The sequence below is a fragment of the Chitinophaga sancti genome, from assembly GCF_034087045.1.
Classification (GTDB): domain Bacteria; phylum Bacteroidota; class Bacteroidia; order Chitinophagales; family Chitinophagaceae; genus Chitinophaga; species Chitinophaga sancti_B.
This window is the reverse complement of record NZ_CP139247.1, coordinates 6,617,111-6,642,737: the sequence shown is the minus strand read 5'-3', so window position 1 is coordinate 6,642,737 and position 25,627 is coordinate 6,617,111. Positions and strand designations below refer to the sequence as shown.

General features: G+C 40.4%; 31 protein-coding genes. 12 read left to right on the top strand and 19 right to left on the bottom strand.

Features of this window, described 5'->3' with window-relative positions; genetic code table 11:
• Nucleotides 1–2: 2 nt before the first annotated feature.
• From SIO70_RS26605 to SIO70_RS26530, 16 genes are all read right to left on the bottom strand, one after another.
• Nucleotides 3–1,115, bottom strand: a complete 1,113-nt coding sequence (locus SIO70_RS26605) for a hypothetical protein (RefSeq protein ID WP_320575930.1) — start codon at nucleotides 1,113–1,115, stop codon at nucleotides 3–5.
• A gap of 53 nt (nucleotides 1,116–1,168) precedes the next feature.
• The gene (locus SIO70_RS26600) at nucleotides 1,169–2,335 is read right to left on the bottom strand and encodes a hypothetical protein (protein WP_320575928.1); all 1,167 of its coding nucleotides are present in this window, start codon (nucleotides 2,333–2,335) and stop codon (nucleotides 1,169–1,171) included.
• Between the two features lie 40 nt (nucleotides 2,336–2,375).
• Nucleotides 2,376–3,212 (bottom strand): conjugative transposon protein TraN, encoded by an 837-nt coding sequence (traN, locus tag SIO70_RS26595; protein WP_320575926.1) that lies wholly within the window; start codon nucleotides 3,210–3,212, stop codon nucleotides 2,376–2,378.
• 21 nt (nucleotides 3,213–3,233) lie between these two features.
• Nucleotides 3,234–4,541 carry a conjugative transposon protein TraM gene (gene traM / locus SIO70_RS26590; protein ID WP_320575924.1) on the bottom strand — a complete coding sequence of 436 codons (1,308 nt, stop codon included), beginning with the start codon at nucleotides 4,539–4,541 and terminating at the stop codon, nucleotides 3,234–3,236.
• A gap of 9 nt (nucleotides 4,542–4,550) precedes the next feature.
• Nucleotides 4,551–5,021: a hypothetical protein gene (locus SIO70_RS26585; protein ID WP_320575922.1), complete on the bottom strand. Its 471-nt coding sequence runs from the start codon at nucleotides 5,019–5,021 to the stop codon at nucleotides 4,551–4,553.
• A 1-nt stretch (nucleotide 5,022) separates the two neighbouring features.
• Nucleotides 5,023–5,640, bottom strand: a complete 618-nt coding sequence (gene traK, locus SIO70_RS26580; protein ID WP_320575921.1) for a conjugative transposon protein TraK — start codon at nucleotides 5,638–5,640, stop codon at nucleotides 5,023–5,025.
• Between the two features lie 24 nt (nucleotides 5,641–5,664).
• The gene (traJ, locus tag SIO70_RS26575) at nucleotides 5,665–6,891 is read right to left on the bottom strand and encodes a conjugative transposon protein TraJ (protein WP_320575919.1); all 1,227 of its coding nucleotides are present in this window, start codon (nucleotides 6,889–6,891) and stop codon (nucleotides 5,665–5,667) included.
• A 24-nt stretch (nucleotides 6,892–6,915) separates the two neighbouring features.
• The gene (locus tag SIO70_RS26570; protein ID WP_320575918.1) at nucleotides 6,916–7,551 is read right to left on the bottom strand and encodes a TerB family tellurite resistance protein; all 636 of its coding nucleotides are present in this window, start codon (nucleotides 7,549–7,551) and stop codon (nucleotides 6,916–6,918) included.
• Between the two features lie 11 nt (nucleotides 7,552–7,562).
• On the bottom strand, nucleotides 7,563–8,198 hold the full coding sequence (locus tag SIO70_RS26565) for a hypothetical protein (RefSeq protein ID WP_320575916.1): 636 nt from the start codon (nucleotides 8,196–8,198) through the stop codon (nucleotides 7,563–7,565).
• Between the two features lie 12 nt (nucleotides 8,199–8,210).
• Nucleotides 8,211–8,882 carry a conjugal transfer protein TraI gene (locus SIO70_RS26560; protein WP_320575915.1) on the bottom strand — a complete coding sequence of 224 codons (672 nt, stop codon included), beginning with the start codon at nucleotides 8,880–8,882 and terminating at the stop codon, nucleotides 8,211–8,213.
• On the bottom strand, nucleotides 8,879–11,335 hold the full coding sequence (locus SIO70_RS26555) for a TraG family conjugative transposon ATPase (RefSeq protein WP_320575913.1): 2,457 nt from the start codon (nucleotides 11,333–11,335) through the stop codon (nucleotides 8,879–8,881). Before SIO70_RS26555 ends, SIO70_RS26560 begins: the two co-directional genes overlap by 4 nt.
• Before the next feature lie 177 nt (nucleotides 11,336–11,512).
• Complete coding sequence (locus SIO70_RS26550) at nucleotides 11,513–11,854, bottom strand: DUF4133 domain-containing protein (protein ID WP_320575911.1); 342 nt, start codon at nucleotides 11,852–11,854, stop codon at nucleotides 11,513–11,515.
• A 47-nt stretch (nucleotides 11,855–11,901) separates the two neighbouring features.
• The gene (locus tag SIO70_RS26545) at nucleotides 11,902–12,354 is read right to left on the bottom strand and encodes a hypothetical protein (RefSeq protein ID WP_320575910.1); all 453 of its coding nucleotides are present in this window, start codon (nucleotides 12,352–12,354) and stop codon (nucleotides 11,902–11,904) included.
• A 2-nt stretch (nucleotides 12,355–12,356) separates the two neighbouring features.
• Nucleotides 12,357–12,686, bottom strand: coding sequence for a DUF4134 domain-containing protein (locus SIO70_RS26540; RefSeq protein WP_320575908.1), 330 nt, complete (start codon nucleotides 12,684–12,686; stop codon nucleotides 12,357–12,359).
• A gap of 355 nt (nucleotides 12,687–13,041) precedes the next feature.
• Complete coding sequence (locus SIO70_RS26535; RefSeq protein ID WP_320575907.1) at nucleotides 13,042–13,443, bottom strand: hypothetical protein; 402 nt, start codon at nucleotides 13,441–13,443, stop codon at nucleotides 13,042–13,044.
• Between the two features lie 217 nt (nucleotides 13,444–13,660).
• Nucleotides 13,661–14,878, bottom strand: a complete 1,218-nt coding sequence (locus SIO70_RS26530) for a hypothetical protein (RefSeq protein WP_320575905.1) — start codon at nucleotides 14,876–14,878, stop codon at nucleotides 13,661–13,663.
• Nucleotides 14,879–15,222: 344 nt separating this feature from the next.
• On the opposite strand from SIO70_RS26530, the gene SIO70_RS26525 reads away from it, so the two are divergent.
• Entirely contained in the window at nucleotides 15,223–15,570 is a 348-nt protein-coding gene (locus SIO70_RS26525; protein WP_320575903.1) for an AraC family transcriptional regulator, read from the top strand.
• Between the two features lie 277 nt (nucleotides 15,571–15,847).
• Here SIO70_RS26525 and SIO70_RS26520 read toward each other — a convergent pair whose 3' ends face one another.
• Nucleotides 15,848–16,126, bottom strand: coding sequence for a hypothetical protein (locus tag SIO70_RS26520; protein WP_320575901.1), 279 nt, complete (start codon nucleotides 16,124–16,126; stop codon nucleotides 15,848–15,850).
• A 427-nt stretch (nucleotides 16,127–16,553) separates the two neighbouring features.
• Between SIO70_RS26520 and SIO70_RS26515 the strand changes: the two genes are divergently transcribed.
• The 11 genes from SIO70_RS26515 (at nucleotide 16,554) to SIO70_RS33525 (ending at nucleotide 22,761) form a co-directional block, all read left to right on the top strand.
• Nucleotides 16,554–17,066, top strand: a complete 513-nt coding sequence (locus SIO70_RS26515) for a hypothetical protein (RefSeq protein ID WP_320575899.1) — start codon at nucleotides 16,554–16,556, stop codon at nucleotides 17,064–17,066.
• 58 nt (nucleotides 17,067–17,124) lie between these two features.
• The gene (locus tag SIO70_RS26510; RefSeq protein ID WP_320575898.1) at nucleotides 17,125–17,397 is read left to right on the top strand and encodes a hypothetical protein; all 273 of its coding nucleotides are present in this window, start codon (nucleotides 17,125–17,127) and stop codon (nucleotides 17,395–17,397) included.
• A 78-nt stretch (nucleotides 17,398–17,475) separates the two neighbouring features.
• A complete protein-coding gene (locus SIO70_RS26505) occupies nucleotides 17,476–17,934 on the top strand; it encodes a hypothetical protein (protein ID WP_320575896.1) in 459 nt (152 codons plus the stop codon).
• Nucleotides 17,935–17,950: 16 nt separating this feature from the next.
• The gene (locus tag SIO70_RS26500; protein ID WP_320575894.1) at nucleotides 17,951–18,385 is read left to right on the top strand and encodes a hypothetical protein; all 435 of its coding nucleotides are present in this window, start codon (nucleotides 17,951–17,953) and stop codon (nucleotides 18,383–18,385) included.
• An 11-nt stretch (nucleotides 18,386–18,396) separates the two neighbouring features.
• Nucleotides 18,397–18,819, top strand: a complete 423-nt coding sequence (locus tag SIO70_RS26495; RefSeq protein WP_320575892.1) for a hypothetical protein — start codon at nucleotides 18,397–18,399, stop codon at nucleotides 18,817–18,819.
• A 243-nt stretch (nucleotides 18,820–19,062) separates the two neighbouring features.
• Complete coding sequence (locus SIO70_RS26490; RefSeq protein WP_320575890.1) at nucleotides 19,063–19,407, top strand: AraC family transcriptional regulator; 345 nt, start codon at nucleotides 19,063–19,065, stop codon at nucleotides 19,405–19,407.
• A gap of 230 nt (nucleotides 19,408–19,637) precedes the next feature.
• Entirely contained in the window at nucleotides 19,638–20,054 is a 417-nt protein-coding gene (locus tag SIO70_RS26485) for a hypothetical protein (protein WP_320575888.1), read from the top strand.
• Complete coding sequence (locus tag SIO70_RS26480) at nucleotides 20,054–20,494, top strand: MauE/DoxX family redox-associated membrane protein (RefSeq protein WP_320575887.1); 441 nt, start codon at nucleotides 20,054–20,056, stop codon at nucleotides 20,492–20,494. Before SIO70_RS26485 ends, SIO70_RS26480 begins: the two co-directional genes overlap by 1 nt.
• A complete protein-coding gene (locus SIO70_RS26475) occupies nucleotides 20,473–21,801 on the top strand; it encodes a serine/threonine protein kinase (RefSeq protein ID WP_320575885.1) in 1,329 nt (442 codons plus the stop codon). Before SIO70_RS26480 ends, SIO70_RS26475 begins: the two co-directional genes overlap by 22 nt.
• Nucleotides 21,802–22,218: 417 nt before the next feature.
• Nucleotides 22,219–22,416 carry a DUF6520 family protein gene (locus SIO70_RS26470; RefSeq protein ID WP_320575883.1) on the top strand — a complete coding sequence of 66 codons (198 nt, stop codon included), beginning with the start codon at nucleotides 22,219–22,221 and terminating at the stop codon, nucleotides 22,414–22,416.
• Between the two features lie 102 nt (nucleotides 22,417–22,518).
• Nucleotides 22,519–22,761 carry a DUF6520 family protein gene (locus SIO70_RS33525; protein ID WP_414017881.1) on the top strand — a complete coding sequence of 81 codons (243 nt, stop codon included), beginning with the start codon at nucleotides 22,519–22,521 and terminating at the stop codon, nucleotides 22,759–22,761.
• Between the two features lie 78 nt (nucleotides 22,762–22,839).
• Here the strand turns inward: SIO70_RS33525 and SIO70_RS26465 are convergent, their stop codons facing one another.
• Together SIO70_RS26465 and SIO70_RS26460 are read right to left on the bottom strand one after the other, a co-directional pair.
• Nucleotides 22,840–24,180: a redoxin domain-containing protein gene (locus tag SIO70_RS26465; RefSeq protein ID WP_320575881.1), complete on the bottom strand. Its 1,341-nt coding sequence runs from the start codon at nucleotides 24,178–24,180 to the stop codon at nucleotides 22,840–22,842.
• 5 nt (nucleotides 24,181–24,185) lie between these two features.
• Nucleotides 24,186–25,619: a RagB/SusD family nutrient uptake outer membrane protein gene (locus SIO70_RS26460; protein ID WP_320575878.1), complete on the bottom strand. Its 1,434-nt coding sequence runs from the start codon at nucleotides 25,617–25,619 to the stop codon at nucleotides 24,186–24,188.
• Nucleotides 25,620–25,627 lie beyond the last annotated feature (8 nt).

Sequence of the window (25,627 nt, the reverse complement as noted above, 5' to 3'; positions counted from 1 at the left end):
TCTTAGATACCCTTTGCCTTTGTTTTGCGATTATTGATAGGTGCAGGCCCATCCTTCTCCAGCTTGATCCCATTTTTTTTACTGTTATTAACCGATTGGGTAATCTTGGTTTTTGGATTCTTAACAACACGCTCTGCCTGGTCCTTGGATTTGCCGTTTTTCACGTCTTCGCTGGTAAATTTCTCCCCGCTTTTGTCAATGAAAATGATGTCTTTACGTTGCAAATTCAGCACCATGGTAAATGGCTTAGATTCACCGTTGACCATCACCTCCGCGTTTACAAGATTGCCGGATTTTATATCGCAGGCGATGTTCTTCCGGAAACCGGGTACATTCTTATCTTTAAAGTCGATTTTAGCAATGATATCTTCGATATTGAATGCAGGTGTAGGCTGATGTTCTTTCAGCTTTCGATTCTGATCTATATCACGGTCATTGGGGTCTAAAACAAAGTAGGAGGTCTGGATCTTTCCCTCAGAATACTCATCCCGGCCAATCGGCCTTCCTATGACTAGATTACCCATTTCCAATACTGTGAATAATCTGTCAGTTTTAGCAACATCAATAAAGTCACGGCTGCCTATTACTTTTCCATTTGGATTCTTAATGGATACGTTTAACGCCTCCAAATGAAATTTTTGCAGCTGATCTTTCTTAAACTTAACTTCAATCTCGATGTAATTCAGCTCATTAGTGTAAACTCCAATGGGAACAGTAACCGCTTCGGAATTCTTATTATAATGACGTGGCAGATCTTTGATATAGTCACCCAAATTCAACCTGGTCAATTCATTCCTGACATCTTTGAAATTATTTTGATCCCTCAGTTCATTCTTCTGGTCTATCATTTTCTGCAACTGTGGAGTCAGCAGATTTCGCACAATATTCAAAGGCCACGGATAAATATCTTTTATCAACTTTCTTCTGTCAAGATCGGCAGATTTAAAGGTAGATTTTTCGAAATCACTCAACGGTAGCTTATTGTATTTTGCGCTAAGTTCCTCATAGAAAGTAAGTTTCTCGCTGGCAATCTTTTTCTTTTGATCAGGATATAAGGATCGGAGAGTTTTCTCATGCTCATTCCATTTCATTATATCGTCTAAAACCCTATCCATGTTTGCAAAATTTAAAGAACTTCCCCCTTGAATAATTAAGGGGGAAGTCACCGTTACATTCCAACCTTCCTGCTTCTGGACCTACCGGCAGGTTTTTCACTTGGGGAATTCACCCCTTGCTTATTATTTTTCCCGGATTTTTGCGGTTTTTCATTTTCTGAAGGTGGATTGTTCTTTTTTCCGCCTTTACCAATTTTGTTCTCCGAAACGACCGGGTGCTGTTTTAGGTCTGAACCTGCCTGCAATCCGGCAGTTAATGGCGCTTCTTCTGGCGGCTTTTTCTGGTCGCTGTTTAGATGCTGAGCGCTGGGCGAGGCTGCACCACCAGATAACGATTTCTGATTAGAACTCACCTGTTGACTGGCAGACAACTCCACACCGGATTCCTTCTTTTCCTGCAATACAGGAGCAAGCGGATAGATCAAATCTTTGTACAACTCAGGGTACTTGGCGCTAAACTGTTTAAAATTTTCTTCCAGGTCTTTTCCCACACTGACGCCTTCGGCATAAACATTATGGCTTCTGGCTGGTGGGTATGCGTTGCCGGACACTAAGATTTCCCTTGCGATAGGCTTGTTATCGACTTCTTCAACGAAGACCACTCGCAGATTGGCACTCCGGCCTTTTTCCATCTCGGTATAAGCTAAATCGAGTGTCATTGGAACTTCCTTGACTTTTTTTTCATCTCTGTCGTACACCTTTAATGTATCCTCTGGCCGGTAATCAACAACTGGCAGCCGTTTCAAACTATCTTCCTGCTTGTATCCATACTTATCGTGATAAGTTTTTACCTCGGTCTGATTATGCTCATTAACAATGGCCCCTGCCCATGTATTATACGGTTCTCCTGCCTTGTTATGTAAACCACGCTTATAGACCCAACCGTTCGTGATCATTTGATAGGCTTCATCATAGGTGAACTTAAGCTCGTTTTGATTATTTGAAACCAGATCCTTTACAAAGTTTTGCGGAGCAATCTTTACAGATTCTTTGAAACCATCATAAAACCAGACTTCCGGATTTTTAGTGCCCCGTTTGAAATCCAGTGTTGTCACTACAGCGTTGCCGTCTTTAATGTCAGAAAAAGGATATTTTAGTGCGTTTTCGCCCTTTTGATCTGCAGTCACTAATGCCTGCCTCAAAGGATCTTCAATCCTGTTGGGAAATCCACTTCCCCTAATAACATCCTTTAGGATGTATTCAACGTTCTTTATCGCCATCGCAAATCACTTTCACGTTAATAATTCAATTAAATACACATTATAAAACCGATGCTCTATTCAAGTGCCGGTTGAGGATCTTTAGATCAAGATTCCGCCCGCCATTCTGCTCAGTCATTTGTACATGCAGATATTTCTGTTGGGCAAGCGTAAACTTATTTAACACAAAAACTACGGTCTGTGAGCTACGGCTATTGATACTTTTCGAATTTCCGGCAATGCTGAGCGGCAGCATTTCAATTTCCTGTGAAGCTGTGCGCTTTGATCTTTTTTTATCTGCAATAAAAAACCTGAATTGTTCTAAATCATAGCTGATGTTTGAATTGTTGTTCAGAACAAACTGGAAATAAAAAGCGTCATCTTTGACATATAAACCGGCTAATTTCAAACTGACTAAATCGTGAGCATCCCTCGGGCGATTCAGTTTGCTTTTTTTCGAAACAAGTTGCCAGGCGAAGTCACTGAATTTCGCTTCGTTATCTTTCTGTGCAGTAAAGATCACTGCACCTTTAGAACTGTTCCGGTCAGCAGGAATCTGAATGTCCAAAATACGCGGATCGGGATCATAGGATATAGTAAATGCATAAACAGCCCCGTCACTGGTAATCACCGTTAAATTAGTTGAAGGGAAGCCTGTTTTGGATGCTTTCACCTGTAGTACATTCTCAGTGCCTTTTGCCTTTTGTAATAGAATATCTTTGCTGCCACGGTCAACACTCTTTACGGCAGCTGAAAAAAGAATACTGGTCGTTTTATTTACCGTAACATAAATCTGATCCGGTATATTATGCCTTAAAACCATTGGCTCTTGCGCCATCAATCTAAATGAAAACAGCATCATCCACACCGCTGCCGTTACTACACAAACTCTTTTCATTGTACTAAATTTTAAAAATGATTATTTATTTTTTTGATTTTCGTCTTTAAGAAATACCTGATAGTTCGATTTTACAGCAACCTTCACCAGCTTTACCTTTTTACTCAGTAAACTTTTCGCAGCATCTATCCCGGCACTCATGGCCTGAGCGGAAACAGAAGGATCAAGGGAAGATAAGCCCAGCGATTGAATAGCTCTGTCACCGGATTCCTTTGCAACATCACGCGAGATCGCGCCGGGGATATAAAGCCCGGCCAAACCGTCGATATCGTAAACGCTCAATTTTACAGGGAAAATGTTATTCTGATAGCGAATAGACGTGATAGAAATATTCAGCCGCTCCCCGTTAACATTAGACTGACCGAATAGAAATGTATTCTTCGGGATCATCTGCCCGTTGATAAAAACATCTGAGGTCAATCGCAATTTGACAAAAGCACCGGTAACCAGTATCTGATCGTCACTGATCACCGCCGGAATGCTGTTTGCCGTTGGGGAAGCCAGGTCGTTAGCAATATCTTCTTCAAATCCAAAGAACCCGTTAGCACTGAATGCGGCGGAGAGTTTATTACTATCTAACGTTGTGAACGGATCACTATACGCCGTGGACACAGCAAAGACCTGACCTTGATTCCTTTGCGAGGCTTGCTGTAATCTATCCTGCACCCGTTCAGGATGCTGAATATCCAGTATCTTACCAAGCACATCCTGAATCTGCTGCATTTCAGAGTCAGGTCCGGTTTGCCCGCCTTGAACACTGGAAATCATATTTTCCAATCTGTCAATATCACTTGAATTAACAGATGATATGGTTCTACCCTTATTTAAAGATGATGTGATATCATCATGAGACTTTGGGGTTGCATTTACTGCATGATCTAATGCCGCCAGTTTTTCCCTGATCCGTTTTTCGTTTTGATCAGCAACAGATAGGCGTGACGTGGATGGGGTACTGTGATCGGTTTTTATCGTGTCATTCTCATTTGCGGTAAACTGACCGGAACGCAATGGATCATCATTTAGATTGGCATAATAGGGGTCTTTATCCATCAGCCTAATGCGGTCAACCGAATCTTTCTGCGCCTGCTCATAGAACTGCATCTTATCATAGGTACTGTCCTGGAAACGTCCCGCTTCCGGCAAACTGGATATCAGGCCGCCATTATCGGATTTAACTATTGCTTTTCCGTCACCTTTACCTCCGCCCAATGCCCAAAAAATGAGCGTCACGAATGGCAGGACCAATAGCGGCATTACAATCCGCATTTTTCTTTCCCGCAGGAACTTTTCCGAATGTGGTTGCTTTTCAACAACTTTCAACTTTTCCATTTTCCATTTTTATTTAAGTCCGTATAATTTTTTCATTGCCTTTAAACTGTCCAGAATGCCCGGATGCAACTCGATGATTTGCGCTAAGTGCCTGCGCCCTGATTCAGTTTTATTCAGGGTATCCAGGAAGTTGTCAATCTCACCGATTTGTCTGCACAACGCTGAATCTGATGCAGCTAAAGTTTCTCTGGGCATAATGACAATTGGTACAGAAACCGTTTTTGAGCTGACTGTTGACATACTGGTCTCCTTCCCCGCAATACCCTGATAGAGCGTATGCAGGCTAACCGCAGCAAGCATCAGTCCCAATACGATTGCTATCATCCGGACACGTTTAAGGGGCATTTTGCTGAATTTGTTACCTATCCAATTCGCCCAATTTCTTTGAGATAGAAGAATGAACCCGGCAATTTTAGTCACGGCGCGATCCTTAGCCCAGCCCGTAGGGCTACGCATTTTTGTTTTTTTTCTGAAAATCATTTTAACGTTTTTGAATGTTCTGATCTTTGTTTTCAATGGTCTTCCAGCGTTCGATCAGGAATCCGTGCGAGTTGTTTTCTGACCTGCTGATATTTCTAAGAAACCCTTCTGTAATGAGAGAACGATCAACCTTACTCGTTGACCGTGACAGATGTTGTGTGGCAAAGCATTTGAAATGGTAGGGATATTGATCCAAATCTAACTGCACACTGTCTACATCAATGGTTTGATAGACGTTCGCTGCAACGATGCCAGAAAAATAATTCTGTTCTTTTAGGTTGTCGTATTGTTCCTTTGCGCTGATATCAGCTAAATACAGCGCTTTAGAAATATTGGCAGTGATCGCCTTCTCATCGGGGGTTAACGTAAAAAACAACTGGTGAAAAGTCTTTACATGATCCTTTGCTTCAGCAGGTATGTTATCTTTGCGGTCAGAAGCATAGGCTTCCAATGCTTTGCCGTTAATGAGTACGTAGACTCTGTTTTGTTCTTTCATAACCACCCCGTAAGATTTGTAGATAACAAGACCACATACCACAGTAAATGCAATTACAATGATGATGGTAAACAGGCGAATAGCTTTGAACGCCTGATCTAAATTTTTTGCTTGTTTAAACATGTTGCCTCAATTTCAATTTCACAATCAGCTGTTTTCTTTCCCGGAAAGTTTATCATGCATATAAGCTCCCGCACCGCCTGCCGCGCGACCTAATGCACCGGATACACCTTTGCCGCTATGTTCCGGATTACCGGACATACCTTCCTGGATGTGCTGTCCTGCATTTGCCATTCCTCTTACTCCGGCCATAACATTCCCGGCACCAGCACTTCCGGCGCTTTGAACCATAGTGGTCATTTTTTCCACCAATGCCCCGCTTTGACCAACATTCACAACCAGACCGGCCACAGTCGGAACAGTAAAATATCCTACGATTCCGATGATCATGAATATCAGGTATCCCGTATCTGATGCACTAAAAAAAGTATCGCCGGTACTGCCGATCTGGCTTAAGTCTAACTTTAGCATCTGCTCCTGCAGCTTGCCGATGATGGCACCAAAGATGTTGCATACAGGCAACCACAAAAAGATATTCAGATATTTAGCCAGCCAACCTGTAAGCGTATGCTGAAAGCCATCGAAGACAGCGAGGCCAAAAACCAGTGGACCAAGAATGGAGAGCACCACCATCTGAAAAGTTCTGATCGTATTGATACAAAGTGCCGCAGCCTGGAATAATACATTCAAAATTTCGCTCATCCATTCCTTTACATTGTTCCTAAAGCGATAACCGGCTTTTGCCATTGCAAACGAGATGTCCGTACCGATTCCTTCGATCATTCCTTCGTCAACATCCGCTGCATCATTGGGCAGACCATGCAAAAACTTGAGCCATCGTTGTTTGTCTCCCTCTCCGTTCTGCCCCACATACATCTTATATGGATCTGTTTCTTTGATGGCTTCAGCTTTCATTTTCAGTAGAATCGCAATGGATTTGTTGGAGCCTTCGACCATTGCGGCGGTCGCTGTAACTGTAGGTTTCAGCAGACCATTGATCATATCTAAAACCAACGGAAAGAAACTAATGCAGAATCCAAGACAGAACGGACGAAACAAAGGATAAAAATCTATCGGTTCAGCATTTGCCAAATGCCGCCAAACACGACTTCCGATATAAAACAAGGCAGCAAAACCCGCAATACCACGACTAACTGAAATGAGCTGACTGCAAAGCGGCATCATTTCATCATACAGATTATCTAATACCGGTTGCATTTGCGATATTCCGTCAGCAACTCCGTCAGCCCGCGCAGCGTGGCTGATCAATAACAACGTGATACCAACCACACCCGTCATACTCAACTTTTTCATGCTTTATTTGATTTGTTATTCTAACTAATTGATTCCGTGAATTCTTTTCAGTTCTGTCACTTCGTGACTTTCCTTTAGCCTGCCCAGCAACATCAGATTGGTATCCTGATTAAATTCTTTCAGAAAGGTTAATTTGTCCTCCATCTCGTCATAAATGCGGTCGATGGCCTTAATACGATCAGCATCGGACATACGGAGTTTACCAGCGGTTGTGACGTTAATTAACTCATCCAGATTTTCAAGACTTTTATCGATCAGGTTTTTATAAACAGCAGAGATATAGTTTATTTCCTTTGACGAAAACTGATTGGATGCAGCAAATTTTTTATAAGCTGCCTTGTATTGCTTGGCCAGTTCAATCTGGTAATCTGCTATCTGTGCGATCTTATAGTATTTTTTTACGGCAGGGCTAACTTCCATCAGACCATCTAAAAAAACTTTGTGAATATTGAAATTACCCTCTGAGATATCTTTAATAGTACCGTAACCGCTTGAGACAATTTCGTATCCCTTTTTCAAATCAGTCAGTATTTGCTTAAACTGTGCTAACTTCTCTATATTCAAAGCCAACTGAGCTAACTCATTTGCTTGCGCATAGGATTTCTGATAAGTAACCAGCCACACCACAATCCCAAATAAAAAGGCGAATAATGCTTTCATAATCTTCACTTTTAATACCACGTTTTAAGTGTATCAATTTCTCTGCTTTCTTTCTGCCTGGAATCACCTAAACCCCGGATATCCTTATAGAAGGAACCTGCGAAATCATAATCATCACCCATGTTTACTTTCAGCTGGTCTATTTTTGCCAGCCGCTCGTCATCGCTCATTTGCAGGGAACCATCCGTTACCAGGTCAATGAGTTCATCAATGGTGCGCGAACAATCGTTTAATACCCTGGTGAATACACGACCGATGTAGTCAACCTCACTGGCCTGGAACGAAGTGCCGGTTTTCAGATACTCAGCTGTTGATTTATAGAGTTTCAGGATATCCGCCTGCATGGCAATGATATCGGCAACGCCCGCATATTTTTTCACGGCTGGGTTGACTTCTTTTAAAGAATTAAAGAATACTTTGTGCAGGTTAAACTCTCCGTTCTTAAAATCACTAATGGTGTTCAAACCGGTCTTGGCAATATTATATCCCTTTTCGAGATAGCCTTTATAAACCTTCAATGCCGCGATCTGCTCTGCAAGATATTTCCGCTGTGTCTTCTTTTGAGAGAAAAAGCTGGTTACCGCATTTTGACCATAGGACAATCTATAAACTGCAAGAATGCAGATCATTAATACTATTCTTTTCATAACTGCTTAAATTTATTGGAGTCCGTAAATAAATTTGACGCGGGCAATATCTGCTTCATCTGATGCACGCTGCAAACTGAGCATCGCATTCTGACGGTTAAATAAGAGCAGATCCATATAATTCTCATCAACCTTATCAGATGTTTTGTCAATGATTTCCAACCGCTTTTCATCCGCCATCTGTGTCTGCATGGAATTGATGACCATAGCTAACTGGTCGATATTTTTCACTGTCTCGTTCAGGATACCATTATAAACCTTTTCCATGTAGTCCAATTCTTTTGCAGTGAAATGACTGTCATTTTTGATCAGATTCCAAGCGTGTTTATATTCATTGATAATGCGTGTTTCCTTCTGCGTTATATCTTTAATACGCTGATAATAACTAATGAGTAATTTCACTTGCCGAAGTTCATCGAAGTACTTCTGATACTGGGCCTTCTGCTTTTCTGACCAGTCGGAGATCTCATCCAGCTTCAGTTTGCTCATATAGTTCTCCAACGTTTTTTGTGCATTCTGAAGCCAGATGACCTTATTTTGTTGCCGCTGTATGCCAAGATCAATGGCGATGATGACTTTCTTAATCGCGGCTTTCACCACCACCCATACAATGGCGTGACTTCTCTGTGTTGGAACAATAATAATCGCAACAGTCAGGAGCAATGTTATCAATAGCTTTTTCATACCCCACTTTTTTTTCTTTTCATTTCTTCACTTAAAGCTGTAATGCCCTTCTCCATACTACCGTGCTTTTGGGCATAGTCCAGTACCTTGACACGTTCTTTTCCTTCTGTGGTAAATGCCAGATACTCTTCGGCACAGAGTTCGTTCCGGTAAACCTGCTGAACTTGTCCTCCGATATCTATGAAAATCTCCCGGTCATCCTTATTTACCGAAAGCAGCATGGTTTTCGCTTTTTCAGATAAGCCCAATGTCTCCTGCAGCTTATCGAACTTGTGAAGGAATTTGCGCATATCCATCAGGATCTTGATATCCGCATTGTTAATAATCGCATCCTTGATGATCGGACTGTTAACCAGATCATCCAGTTCCTGCGTGATCACGATAGGCACGCCATTAAATTTCCTGATGGTTTTGAACGCATATTTTAAAAATTCAGCCATCCCTGATTTGGCAATGGCTTTCCACGCTTCATCAATGCACAACACTTTCCGGACACCGCGCAGCTTTCTCATCTTACTGATGAACATCTCCATCAGAATCAGCGTAACGACTCCAAACAAAATTCCGTGATCTTTAATATTGTCCATTTCTACGACAATAAAAGGCTGATCCAATAGGTTAAGATTCTCCGTTGCATTCAACAGATAATCGAATTCGCCCCCGGCATAATAGGGCCGCAATACGTAAAGGAAGTTGTCAATATCGAAGTCCTTATCGCGGACATTATGACTGCGAAGAATTGCCGTATACCGATTTTTCAGATAGTCATAAAAGCTATTGAAAGACGGAAAGATTTCAGGGTTTTGCTGTAAATAGTTGTAATACAGTTGCAAGGCATTTGATAAGGCAACGTATTCACTTCGGTTGAAATTTTCATTGTCCTGTTTCCATAAGGAGACGAGCAATGTTTTGAGACTTTCTTTCTTTTCTGTATCTAAAATTTGCCCGTCCGGCAGATAGAACGGGTTAAATTTTATCGGATTTTTTTCAGTATAGGTAAAATAGTATCCGCCAACCAATTCACACAACGCCTGATAGGAACCACCAATATCTACAATGACCACATGCGCACCCTGGTCATACATGGTTTGCAGGATATGGTTAAGGGTCATTGACTTACCTCCACCAGAGGTGCCACAACACAGCACACCCATATTGCTGCTGATACCTAACTTGCGGGGACGGTCAAACGGATCAACAAAAACCGGCCTGTTGGTTAATCGATCAGAGAACCTGATGCCTTCATTTTCGGGTACGCTGAGCGGGGCACCCTCATTATTCAAAAAACAGGATGCCTGAGCAGCAAATGTTTGAAAAGTATCATTCATCGGGAAATCCGCAGCGTTTCCCGGTATCCCTGCCCAAAAAATTTGCGCTGCGCCTATTGTCTCCAATTTTGCTCCCGCATCCATCTGAGCCAGAGCAGCGCTTACTTTGTTTTTTAAATCCTTAAGTTCAGCTTTCTCTGTTGTCCAAACCACCACGTTGTAGTGAGCGCGGACGGGCAACCGCTGCTCAGAAATGGCTTCGTTTAGAAAGTCATTTACAGCATCCCGTGAGATTGCGTTTTCACGGCTATAGCCAGCCAAAGATTGCAGGCGCAACCTTTTCTTTTCCAGTTGTTGAATCGTTTTCTGACCATCTTCTATGAAGATATACTGATTATAGATATGATTACAGGGCAGTAATTGGCCGATAGCACTGGCAAAACCGATGCTGAATTTTGTCCGGTCTGTGCTATATTTCTCATAGTTGATCCTTGACCCGCACATGGCCGGCACATCGTCCACATCGCCTAACGTATAAATCTGTACGAATTTTTCTCCGATCCTGATCTGGTCATCGAAAGCAATATCTTTAACAATGGTGGAATCACGGCTATCGGCTAAAAAACAATATTCTTCAATGACACCCGGGCGGCCCTGATCACTGGTCAGTTCATCGTTGGTAAGCTGTTCTAAAGATAATAGCCCGCAGTCCTGCAGGATTTGCCTGAATTGTCCGCAACTATCCATAAAGTCATGGAACAACGCAGGATTGATGGTCTGCTCCGGAACAAGGGAACTGCGGATCAGGTTGGATAAAACACTGCTGGACGGCCTTCTTCCTGTAGGTTTTTTGGTCAGGTATAAATAGCAACGATGGTCGAGAAAACGCCGTCCGCTAAAATGCTTGTCTGCGCATTTACGCAAAAAGCTCTTTTCGTTATCATCATTTTCCGGTTTGTATACGTTTTCTGTAAACCAGTCCTGCTTATGTAATACCGTATGTTTCGGCAACACACGAAGTGCCTTGTTCCAGGTCTGATGTATGTTTTCGTAATCATCATTCCCAAGCGTAAATATTTCAGGAAGGGTGACTCTAAATGCGACTGTTATATCGCCCTGTTTACTCAGGATACAGTCGTTCTCCACGCCCATGACAGGCAAAATTTTATCCAGTACTTTCTCCATTTCTCTCTCACTTTAATTTTGCCTGATGGCTGTAATCAATAATTCATCGATCGCTGCAAGGTTAATCTGACAGCTTAGAATCCACGTCGATTCAAATGCCTTCTTCTTTTATTAGTGTTTTACGCGGTAGTATCGGCAGCCGTTTTTATTTTTTGGCGTTAAGGTTTGCTTTTTCTGTTACTTGCCAATTTTAATTTTACCCTTCAGACCATTTATAAAGATTTTTCTGCTGCGCGCCACAATAACTTTCGGCACCGACCGTCTTGCCATTACCTTCATCATGCCGTGCTCACCATACTTGTTGCTAAGGCCATAAATTTTCATTAAAGCAAAGCCGCCAGCCATCAGAACAATCACTAAAGCGAGATACTGATTAACCCCGGCGATAAAGAGGATTGCATAGAAAATGAGTAATCCCAGCATGCTAAAAGCCACATACCAGATATATTGTGCCTTCAAACCCTTAAATTCTATAGGGCGGTTAATTCCTTTATTAACCACATACACGCTATTAGCCATTGTGAAAATTTGATTTTAAAAAAGCTATGGCGCTCTGCACCATAGCTTTAATGTTTTAAGAATTTGTCAAAATCTTCAAGAAAGAACTTCACCATCAACCCGATCGCATAAGCCAGATTCTTATCATCGCTACCCTGATTTTGGAAACCGTAATGCCGGAAGACCGGCTTGCAGGCAACGACGATATGCAGTATGACGGAGTTTAACAAACCCGTTTCTTTGAATGCAGGTAAATCATCGCGTAATGTTGATTCGAAGATTTTCTTTACAAAAAGGAATCTGGCTGGGCTGAGTTCTTCAATCAGTTCATTCAGGCGCTCAGTACATATTTCAGCATCCTGAATTCCAGCGCGTTGTAGGGTTTCGATGGTGATCAACACACCGTCAATTTGCTGTTGAATAAACCATATTGAAGGATAATCATGCTGCAGGTCGTTACATAATTCAGGGTTCTCCTGCTGTAAGCGCATCCAGAACTGTTCAATCATTAACCTCTTCATGGCTATTGAATTCCAAAGAAACTTTTAATGACAGTGGCAACAATTACGAGAAAGATACAGCTGCCAAACCAACTGGCAGCAACCTTTGACGTATCGGGTTCTCCCGCATTCCATTTCTGATAGACTTTTACAGCACCTATCAAACCCAAAACTGCGCCCACGGCGTACATCAGGTCAGTTCCTGTATCGAAATAACCCCGCACCTGATCGTTGGCTTTTTGAATCCCTGCTTTGCCATCCTGCGCAAATGCAGTCATTTCACTTAATGTTGTGAACACCAGCAGCGCAACCGCCTGCCTGATTTTTTTTACGGAAATCATGTTTTTTTTCATATACCTCATTTTTCTAACTCACTGAAACATTATTTCTCTTTCAACATGCTCGTGCCCCCGGAGCCGCACCACTCCGGGAGTTTGAGCTGTTATAAACCTCGCGAGCGCCAAACACCCATCTCGTCACTATCTCGCTCTACAGCAATGTGCAGGGCCGGGAGGTAAATTATTTTAAAAAGGGAAAGGAATTCTAAGAAATTATAAACAGGTGCACACCGACTGCCTCATTCACTGTTTCACTAACCCTAAAATGGTGTGCAACCTGTTTAATATTTTTATGGAAATAGTCGCGGGAGATAACACCCGCCTGGCCCTTCCCCGTTCACGGGGAAGGCGGCGGATGGATGCTGCAGCCTCAACTCATCCACAACTGCTCTACCTCATCCATGTCGAGGCGTGCAACATCCTGCTTTACGCATTCAGATTGAATGTATTCCTGAACCGGAATTCTGAATGCTGATGATTTTATATCTGAATATCCTGCGATCAGGTCTTTTAACAAATAGAAGCGTTCTGTTTTGTCGTACTGACCGGTGGCAATCACCTGAATCCTGTCTCTGATCTGTGGCAGTAACTCCTGTACACTTGCAGCGATAGGGTCGCTCTGCATTTCATAAGTGTATTCACTTTTTTCTGCCGGATCATTTTTCGGATTCTCCCCGGAAGGAGGCCGTTTTCCGGATAATACACGTTTAATTTCAAATGAAAAATACTTAAGGAGTATAAATCCGTAGTAGACCAGTAAGAGGCATAACATAATCCCTATGTAAGTTCCCCAACTCAGATGTGCCAACATTTCAATTTCATTTTGATTAACAATACTTTAATTTGATTTCGTTGACACAAAGTAAGGGCGATTGGAAACCGCTATAAAGTATACGCCGGGGTAAATACCCCGGCGCATACCCTTGTAAATAATTGATTTACAAGTACTTTTGAGCTAAAAAAAATTGAAAATAATTAGATAACGGCAGCTACAGATCATAAATTTCCCGGATAGCCTGTATCAATTTCGTCAAAAAAGCGATCACAATATCGATGTCACGATGCTCTGCGGCATATGCCTTCGACTTAACGCTCTCAATAGAAATATCACTTCGTTCCTGGGTAGATATGGCCGGTATGATAGAGCGGTATATGTCATTCATGGATTTACTCATGAAGAAGCCTACTTTTTTTAAACCACGCAATAAGATACCGATCTGGTCCACCGATAGTGAAATAATAGCCTTGGGCGTAGGCACCAGCAGATCATCGGGGTCCTTTTCAGGCTCGGCTGTTGGCTCAGCCAGAGCAACTGTAAATCCCGCCAGTTTATGATCGAGGTATTTTATCTCATTTTCCAGATATTCTAAAAAGTAGCTTTTGATAGAGGGGTAACGAGGGTCATAAATAAAATTGGGCAATTCTACCATTGTCGCTACATGCTTGCGCTCCACATGAAGGAAATCCAGTTTCTCTTCATTGGTTTGAAAAGCCGCTATAGCTGATTCAAGCCCCTTGGTAAAATAGGTAATACACTGTTTCGTATTCAGATTCCAGTAGACCAGTAATTCATGTAGTGGCGGGCAGTCAGAATTAACGTTGTGACTCCCCTGCGAGCGTAGAATATCCCTCACCAGTTCCTGATGATATTCCGCTTCATGCAGGGTAATGATGCCTCCACTATCTATTTTTTCAACAAAAGCATCCAGTGGAGCAATCAAAACTTCTATGGCCATGTCGCTATTGCCTGTTGCCCGGAGCATTTCCATAATTGGAAGTCGGTTTTCCATTATTTCCTCCCGGATCATTAACAGTTTCGTAACCGGATAACGTTGTTCCGGCGTAAGGTATTTTTTATACCTAAACTCAAACCATTCTGTTAATTCCCGAAGGGTATTTAAAACATGATATTGAATATCAGTCACACCTGCACGAACAGACATCTCATGCGTCCTAATCTGATAAATCCTGTTGAATAGTATAATCAGCTCATCGTGATACTTTCGGATTAGCTCCTTTGTCTTTTTATGCTCCGGTTGCTCAAAAAATAGTTCTAGCAAAGATTGCTGCGTACGAAGTTTCTCCAAACGGATTTTCTCAATTAACTGGGTGGAATTCTCATCTGGCATTGGAAAGTTCTGTAATGTAACTGGGTTTAACTCATAATTGATCAAATGCTCCACCCATTCAAACGCGTAGTTCGTCATAGCATAATGGTTTTATTTCGCGCGGATAAATCTGTAACCGCGTCCCCCTTTAAAGATTTTTTTTACAATTGGTTTCTAAGTAATTTATTATCAACGTTTAATGTATTTTTAAGTGTATATGTTTTAAATTTTTAATATTTTATCATATTCGTTTAAACATTGCTCATTGATTAAACCAAAAAGTTTCTGACACGTTATATGGATAAATTCAGCTGTCCTGCAGAATAATTCTGACTAAATCAATTGCCATTATTTTCCCATTTTATGCAGAAAGGCTAAAGCTGAATCTATATAAAAAGAGGCCGTGAAGCCTACTCCATTGCTAATTGACCTAAACGATTATTATGAATTTTACGACTAATGAAGCGATGATCATTATGGAGGTTCATGCCCTGTTAACATCAGAACCTGAACGACATAACGATCTCAATGAGCTTATGCTGATTTATGCGAATGTTATCAGTAAAACGAAACTTAAAATCGGGTTTAAGAAAAAGTATAACCTTACGCTTTATCAGTTTCACCTGCAAACGCGCATGGGATATGCCAAAGAGCAATTGAATAAAGGGCTACAAGTTAAAGTCCTGGCTTTATCGCTTGGGTATAGTACTTCCGGTAGTTTTTCTCGTGCATTTAAAAAAGTGTATCCACACCCACCTGGGTATTTTAGATACCACACATCTAATACCTGAATACTCAAATGACTAATATGGACAACTTTTTGTACCACATTGGTTAACAAATTATTGCAATCGGTTAATTAATAATGCTCAATTCTCGCGGCTTTATACTGCGGTGGGAAGTGTATTGCGGTAACCGATGTGCCGCATAGTGGAATTTATATATTTCACGCGGGGGTCATAGGCTGGACATAAACACGAGGATCTAGGGTTCAGATTACCACTTCCTTTATTATTGGACGTAGCGTTTAGCTACGTCCTGGGAGTTTGTTGACAGCAAAAGTCCGTCTTAGCAATCCGTATTTGACCTATATTCAAAAAAAGATTCGAACCATTCATTGAGGGTCGTTTGATAAATCGAATAGCTGGTTACATTTACGTCCCACATTTTATTCGTGTTCTCATTACTTTCATCGCCTTCTACAGGAGTCATCTTTGCCTCTAATACATTACCACATAAATGAAATTCATTTACTACGGCACTTGACACATCCTTTATATAAGCAACAAAAAGCAGCTCTTTTGCAGCCTGATAAGGCATGATTTTAAAAACAATAGAATTTGTCATATAGCACATAGATTTTCCCCAAGAGTAATATTTTGTTAGTCCTCTTCGATATTTTAAAATTTCTATTGCAATGAACTGCTAAAGGTAACATGCAAATATTTGAATGCTGTATAATGCATATCATAAGTGAACTTTTATCCGATGCCGTTCTAAATGCAGGTTAATGCCATCCTTTCTTCCCTAAGTCGCCTTTCCTCCAATATGGGGGAAAGGGTAAGCGAAAATATTTCGGGGCCAGGTATCAGTTGTGGCATAATGGCTGGACAGGGCTACGCCTGTTCCGTCCAGCCACCCTCCGGGACTTATACACAACTGAAAGCCCCTCATATACATTTTGCTATCCTTTCTCCCCATTAGAGGGAAAGCCGCATTGGCTCAGGGAAAAGAAAGTTTCAAATCAATTTTTAAAAAATTAAAATTTTGAAAAATGGCAAAGAATCAATCAACAAAAACCGTTACAGGTTCAAACAACGACAAGGCGCAGCCAAACGTTCAGGGTAAAGAAACATCATCTTTAGAAACTAACATTGATCAGACCAAAGATCAAAAGGAAAAAATCACTGTTGAAATCCCATCTAAAGAACCGGTGGTACCCCCTGCTTCAATTACCGAAGAAACAAAGGATTCACCAGAGGAAACATTTGAAGAACTGCAAAAGAAAATTAAATATTTCGAAGGGAAAGCCAAACTGTTAAAACAACGTGAAGCCGTACAGGACATTATCGGCAAACTCAATGCTTTTACATTTAAACAAACCGAAGAAGAAGAAAACTTCGAAACCTCAGATAGATATTACCGTGGGTGTGTAATAACGATCAAAGATGATAAGGGCGATACGTTCGCCATATCCAACCCATATTTAATTACAAAGGTCGTTGAAGCCCTCAACATGGAGTGTGAAACGAAAATCGTAGAGATTAATACAAAAATCCGCGCTTAATTCCTTCTGCGCCCTGCGATCTGCAGGGCGCTATTATCCAACCTGCAAAACTTGTATCATGTCTATATCACAGAATCCTTCTGTTATCGCTGCACAGATCAGAAATGAATGGCCCAAAATACAGGGATTACCTGCCCACTACCTCCAATATATGGATCATATGTATTCGATCCACGACCGTTACAAAGGAATGGCAGCTCCTGACGTCATTCTCAATTTTCTGTTAGCCTCAGCCGCGTGGCAAAGTGATCACGCCTCCGTGATCAAATCGCACTTATTTGTGATGATATGCGGCACATTTTTAAACAGCTACCAAGATTTACACAATTAGTGTAAATCTTATTCGATGCAGATTTATAACGTCTCATAATGCGGGAGCAAAGCCGCACACAAAGTATAGCAGCATATTATGAACTACAATTTCACAATAAAAAACCTGCATGCAGCAGGCGAACCTGAGAGTTTCGAGGAACGGATCATGTCGGCTGCAATTGAGAGATATAAATATCATCAGTTCATATTTAATAGATTCTTTAGACTGTCATTTTATAAACGCGAACTATTCCAGTTCACTAATTGGCAAGAAAAATCTTCATTCCGCAATGAAGTTTTGGTAGTCGGGCGGCAGGAGGAAGATGAAGATGCATTGAGACTCTATATGTATATATATGATCATTACCATTATTATCCGGTAGGCAGTTATTGGGGAGCTGAAAGTGGCTATGAAGAGATGTTTCTAACACATATGTATCGTTCAATTCTACCAATTGACAACCGCCTGCAAAAAATGGAAATATTAGAGATCTTTCGAAACATTTACGAGCGTCGAGAAAGATTAAAGCCAATGAAAGAACGCGATAATCGTTGAATTAAAAAGAATTAAAATGGAATATTCATTCACTATACAGAATCTTATAAAGATAGAGAACGGGAAAATTCACGGGCCACTAAGTTCAATTCTATTTGCTGAAAAAGTGATGCCCGGTATATCTATGGGGTTTAATCGTTTAGCCCGTGTACAATTTAAGGATTACCAAACCCTGCAACAATTGGAAATAGCCGGATTAACGGATCACAACTTCCTAATTATCGGCTATCAGGGTAAAATTCAGCTTGATATGACGCTCTGGATTGATTACGGTGAATATGGCATTATGCTGGCAAAATGCTACAATAATAAGTGGGAGGCCGGACTAAGTTATTGTTTTAATAAATTCCCTTTCGAAATCATGGAAGGCTATGATTTAATCCGGGAAATATTCGATTATGTCGTTAAGCATCCTGTAGTAATTGTACCTGTTTACCAAGATCATGTTTAAAAACTAATGTTATGCCAACAAACAAACAATATAAAACACTGGATGAAGTACAGACAGAATATTTGCAGACTGCCATCAAAAAGAAAGGACGGATCAGCAAAAAGATAAAACAATCTTTTATCCATGCTACAGGCCAATTGTTAAAAGAGCAAAAAATGGACCTGCAAACAGAAATCAGGCACTTGAATTTTGCGGAACAATACAGAGTTTTAGTGCCGAAGATCGGTGCAAGAAACGGTATTCATATTACCGTAAAGGATTTTAAAATTCAGGTCAGCGGAGAGGTCACACAGCACAGGCGCAGGCTGATGGCGCTGGGTTTTATCGGTGTTATACTGGGGGATACCTTTGGCTATATCTCTGTGGAAACCGATACAGATTTGCAGCACATACTACAGGTGCAAACGCTTCGCACAGTTTACCAACTGGTTTGAGGGATTTTAAGGATGGGGTATGTACGGGTTGTTCATCGATCGATGGGCAGCCCGTTTTTTTTGCGCCTGCGGCGCGATGGGGTGTATAAGGCCGATGGTTACTGATGCGCCTGGGAAGACCGCTTGTAAAATTCTTAAATTCCTATGAACGACTTAACTTATTTTTGCCATATGTGCCCGTTCAGTTACCCTAAAACGGGAATTATTATTGTTACCCAATTCTATAACTGAAAACTCAGGGAAATGACCATGCCGGAAACTGAAGATAATGCGATCAGGGAAATACATTTTTTTATTGTGAATAACTATATCCAGGGGTTTAAAATCAAAGATCTGCTGGCGAAATATCCGATTTCATCCAGCACGTTGAGGCGTGGTTTTAAATTGATATATGGAGAATCTATCGACCGGTTCAGACTAAGGCTAAGCATGCAAACGGCACGGAAAATGCTGGAATCAGGACACCAGGTCAAAGAAGTATCCTTGGAACTTGGATATAAAACGGCGGGAAGTTTCGCACGGGCTTTCAAAAAAATATTTGGTGTCACGCCGATGTATTACAGCCGTGGTTTTTTGAAGTCCGACTGAAGGATGATAGCAGTCTGTGAAAATTTCGGTTCCAACTTTTTCTTTGCCGGAATGTGTTGTTGAAGTAACTTACTGACTGTAAGTATTCACGATTGCATGTAACCCATGATTCACAGCTTATGTAAGATTGTTACCCAATTTTAACCCATCGCAAATTTATGAAAGGATTGATAACCTCAATAGGGGCTTGGCTATGCCTTTGCTTTTTGGAAGGGTGTAAACAAGATCCTATGGCCAGAATGCCGGAGTTTAGTTTCAGATTGCCAGATAGTACTACGATTATAAGCACCAGAAATATACCAGATAATACACCGGTGGTCATGATCCACTTTGAGGCGGATTGTTCGGATTGCCAACAAACAACCGATTCTCTTTTACAGGTAATGGATCAATTCAAGAATGTTAGGTTTTACTTTTTAACGATGGAACCGTTCAATAAGGTCACCATTTTTAAGAATTACTATCACATGGACAAATATCCAAATGTGGTGATCGGACAAGATTATGATCAGATCGGCTACAGCTTTTACAAGTTGAGAGGCACTCCGCTTATCGCACTATACGACAGGAAAAAGAATCTTGCCGGTATCTTCAAAGGGAAACCGATATCAGCACAGTTGAATAATGCTATAAAAGAATTACAATAATGAAAGCGGTTATTAAAAAAAACTATGCCATTGAACTGATCTGTTATGCAATCATTCTTTTGTTTGTTTATGCGGCACTCAGCAAGGTATTCATCTTCCCAATATTCGTTGAGGATTTGAAACGATCACCGCTGATCAGCAAATTCTCTGGAATATTATCTGTTCTATTGCCCTTGCTGGAATTGGGAATATCAGCTATGGTATTTTTTGAACGAACAAGGCTGCAAGGGCTATGGGGTGCATTTATACTAATGATCATCTTCACCTGCTACGTAGGATTCATCGTATTTACAGATGATTCACCGCCGTGTAGTTGTGGAGGTTTAATTCGAAATCTGACATGGAATAATCATTTGATCCTTAATGTGATGTATACATTAATGGCACTCACTGGAATCATAATTCAAAGACGTATCCAATGGAACTGGTCCAAAACCTAAAACAAAAAAAACGGGAGTATGATTACGAGCTGATAGTAAAAGAGATGGGGCTAGGGTATTCCGAAGATGATTACTTTATATATCACGGCAATACTGAACAATGCAATTGGGTCATTCACTGTTCAGTTGTCATTTCTCAGCTAGCAAATTTTATACCCGCTGTTTTAACTATAATTCATTCCAAAAACTTATCCTTTAGGCTGGTAAAAGATATAGAGTCGGCTAATTTCATATTACAGGACAAGGTTGGCAATAACACCTTCGGGCAAGTGATCAGTATCTATTGTCCCTACGATTTCAGTTATTCGGAATTGGCTGAAGAGTTGAAAAAGATCACATCCTTGTATAAAGGACCACGAATTACCGATCTTCCTGGAATTGGAGATAATCTCTACGTAGAATATCAGGGGAAGGAGCCTTTTCATCCGGACATGTGGCCATTTAAAGTATCGTTACCCAAGCCGTTTGATGAATTTAAAAAGGTTCTGTTCGGAAAGTATATGATCCTGAATATTGTTAAGGAAGATAGAAAAGGCAATGTTTTTACTGGAAAATACATCACGAACTTTTTCCTTGTAAAGAAGTGTATCATCAAACAAGGCAAATATTTGATGTGGTCAGATATGAAAGGTAGAGATGTTAAGGACAGGCTTACCTGGCAGAGGGATTTACTTGATCGCTTAAAGTACATTGTACGTGTGCCGAAGGTCATTGATTTAATAGAATCCGAGGGTGATACTTATCTCGTCATGGAGCGTATTTCCGGTGACACCTTGGATATGATGCTCAGGGAAATTTATGCAGAGAGGACATGGCGGGAGCTTTCATCTGATAAAAAACAATTTATAATCAGCGTTTTGACAGATGTATTGAGAAGTGTAAACCGGCTGCATGATCATGGCTACATTCACAGAGATCTAACGCCGGCAAACTTCATGATTAATAAGCGAGGCGAATTAGTGCTGATCGATATGGAACTGTGTTATAGTTTAAGCCAGCATTATCCCTTGCCGCCTTTTGGTGATGGAACAATTGGATTTATGTCACCAGAACAAAAAGAGAAACAAACGCCTTCACCAGCAGAAGATTATTACGCATTGGGAGGAATGATGATAGCAATGTTTACAGGCATTCCTCCGGTCAGGTTCCATATTGATGACAAAGAAGAATTGCAAACGGAGTTATTCGGTAAAATCGGAATTTCGCCATTGGTTGAGGCAATTTGTAAATGCTACTATAATGCTGTAGACGAGCGGCCTGATATAAACGCGATAACTCAGGTGATCTCCGCTATTAGTATTTCATAGCTTGGATGTTACCCTATTCCCGGATTTACCATAAGAACGGAACAAGTAAATGCATAATGATGAGGTATAGCAGCATTAATTGACTTATCAAGATACTTTTTCCACCGAATTAAAGCTATGATATTTACCAAAGGAATAATGACATTGTTTACTGCTATTTCGTTTATAATAGGCTATTTGGATGCAGATCGGCAAGATAACGGGGGGCAGTATTATTATCACAATGAGGAGGATAGCTGTTTGCCGGTTACAGTAAACAAAAGATGTGTACAACCTGGTTACGGCTGTTTAGGAACACAAGGTGAATCATTAGGCAGACAACTTTATATTGATAGTTGCTGTCTCAACCCGATCAAGGAGTAATAAAATCTTTGCGCTAAGTAGGTTTGATTATTTGTTGATTCTAAAAACATATTGATGAAAAGTTCTAAAATTTTAATGGGTATTTATGCTCTGTTATTAGCTTGTGCTTCTGCTTTTGCTACTAAAAATACATATAGAGCAACCTATTGGTATATAACAGGAGATGTATGCACCACGACTACCGCGAATAAGATTTGTGCCCAAACGGGTACAGGTTGTGTTGGCACACAGCCAGAATCGCTTGGAAGCTAATTGTATTTTAATTCAAACTGTACCACACCTATGAGAGAGGGATGATGAAATTTTACTTTATTCTTTGAGCTTTTATTCATTTACATACAAAAACAAAAAAATATGAAAAATTCAAAAATCCTAATGGGCATTTCCGCTCTGTTATTAGCTGGTGCCTCCGCTTTTGCTACTAAGAATACCCACAGGGCAGCTTATTGGTATATCTCAGCGGGCCAATGTGTTTCAACAACTGCTGACAAAACTTGTACCGTCCAAGGAACTGGTTGCTTAGGAACACAAGGCGATTCTTTTGGAGCACAGTTGTACTCAAATAATACTTGCACAAACTCCTTAAGACCAAGTTGATAACCAAATAAATTTAGGAGGGAACTCAGTCGACAATGAGTTCCCTCTTAAATACAAAAATATAGGATAGATATTAATTCAATCTCCAACTATAATTACTTCCATTTCCTTTTTGCCTTCAATTAACTTCAATCCAATATCATTAAGTTTTTCCGCAATGTCACGAGGATCAACCATATTGGCTTTAAAATAATAAGTTATATTTTCTTGAAATCCAGTACTATCAATTACTGGATATTTAAGCTCCATATTTAATACAAGTTGTTTATAGAACTTTCTGAAAGGATAGTTTACAAACGGTATGCCGTCAAAAGTCATCTTTGCAAATCTCGAGGCATTTCTATCTTTCGTTTTGATCTTCTTCAGTTTTAAGGAATCCGATACTATCAGGTAATACACTGGCAACTTTCGTTTCTCTAGCCTAATGTTATGCGCAAGGTATTTTTTTAAATCAGATTGCATGGAATTCATAAGGTAATCTCTTGAACCAAATTCTTTTGGAAACTCTAATTCGTAAGTGTATTTTAAAAAACCTTCATTTACCCCCTTTGAGTTTTCCCAAATTGGATTAGGCCAATGTTCTTCATAATCTTCATCCCAGATTTCCCAAGCATCTTTTCCAAAAAATGCAATGTTTAGTAACTCGTTGAAATTATGATTAAAAACTGTAATACGATTTAAACTTGGGCTTGAATTGAATTCTCTTGAAAGATTCACTGCATTATACCTAGGCATTGAATTATCGTAGTCTACGAGTATTGACCGAAATATGTAACTCGTATCAATTCCTCCATTTGCATTTTGACCGTTTGTTAATAGGGGAAGTTTATAATCATAATTTGCATTTTCAAGCGTTTCGAATTGTGAATAGGCTCTTTCCATGTAAGGAGTTCGGCCCGCTAAAATGGCATTAAGAGATTCCCGATTGATGGAGACTACTTTTGCCTTTATTTCCCCATTAGGTGATATGACGTATATTAGAGGGAGGCCATAGAGGCCAAATCTAAATTTCGCGGTACTGTCGAAAGATGTCGTAATGTTTAAATTATGCAGTTTTTCTAATCTTCCGTAAATATCTTTAGTAAGTTTTTCTGATTTTCTAACATCTTCTCTAGCTGTCCACTTAGTTACACCGATCATAATGATCTGAATTTTATCCCTGTATTCTTTTGCAATCGAGTCCATCTTTGGAAAGCTGTGTAAGCACCCACTGCATGATGTAGCCCAAAAATCAACGATCAACCATTTTCCACGAAAATCTTTGGTAGTTGCTGATTTAGTTTTATAATTAACTAGATCAGTAAAATTATAATAAGGGAAGCTGTCACCTATGGTAGGATATTTAGGATGAATATCTTGTCCGTATGTAGCAATGCTCAAAAACAAAAAGCTAAATACGATTATTGGTAAACTTTTCATAATCTTCAATTGTAGCCTTGATTCTGTTTTAGGTTGGGATTAGTAGCAATATCTGTTTGAGGAATAGGCCATAATTGCATATTGCTATTCCAAGCAGGTCCTCCTTTTGCAGGAGTTACCACAGACATGACACTGTTAATGTTGCCGGTACGTTTAAGATCCATCCAGCGATGCCCCCATTCTGCAAATAATTCTACCTGACGTTCTTTTAATATAGCTGTAATTAGGTCTGTTTGGTTGATACCTGGGTTGGTGTTTGCGATAAGCGGCAATCCTGCCCGGTTTCGAATCATGTCTATGTCGCTAATGGCACCTGATAAATTACTTTGATTTGCACGTGCTTCTGCTCTTATTAGATATTGTTCCCCAACTCTTAGCACCGTCGAATATTCAGAGATCGTAGCCGTGTTGAACGCTTTGTATTTATAAGGATAATTGTAATTTACACTGGGGGTGACGGAATTATCAGTGAAAGTTCCAACCCAAGCGCTTTTTCTTTTATCAGCACTGTCAAAAGCATACATTAGCCGATCGCTAATAACGCTAGAGTTAATAAAGTTATCGCCTGGCTTACTGGTTAAAATAAAATAGCTTCCTTCGTAAGTATTAAAATTATTTGTTGGTGATGGTTTGGGTATTTGTAAAATGTTCTCTTTGGTGTTCTTTAAAAAGACTTGCGTTAGATCAACTAAATCATATAAAGTTTTGTTATTTAAAACTATTGTCGCTTGTGCTTCTGCATCAGGGTATTTCTTCTGATACAGATACACCCTTGCTAATAAGGCAGCCGCAGCATATTTATTGGCACGGATGCGTTCAGTACCAGTACTAATACTGTTTGCACCAACATAATTCTCACTGAGATCATTCTCCGCAGATTTTAAATCATTGCTGATTTGATTATATATATCATTTTGGGAAGTTTTTCCGATGGTAGCATTCTTTGTGTAATCAGATGTGAGTAATAATGGTACATCCCCGTATAAATTGATTAAATAAAAATACCAGTAAGATCTCAGGAAGATAGCTTCTGCCATGATCTGCTTCTTTGCAGCCGTACTCAAAGTTGTTGAATTATTGCATCCTTCGTAAACAGCATTTGCCTGGTAAATGAAACTATACGCATTAGTCCAGATTGAATTTGTCACGGCATCACTTGGACGTAATGAATTTTGATAAACCAGCAGATTAACGGTAGTATATGTTATGAGTTCATCAGCGGCAAGGCCAGTGTAATTAGCAATCTTGTACGGCGTAAAATCATTATCTACCATTTGGGCATAGATGCCTAGTAAAGCAGCAGATGCCGTCTCATCGGAAGCAAAAACATTATTGGTGACCAGTTGGGTTTTAGGAGCATCCAGCTCGACGAACTTCTTACACCCGCAAAAGAGGTGAAGAAGTAAAAGTATGGATATGTGGATTTTGAATCTTTTCATTGGATTGT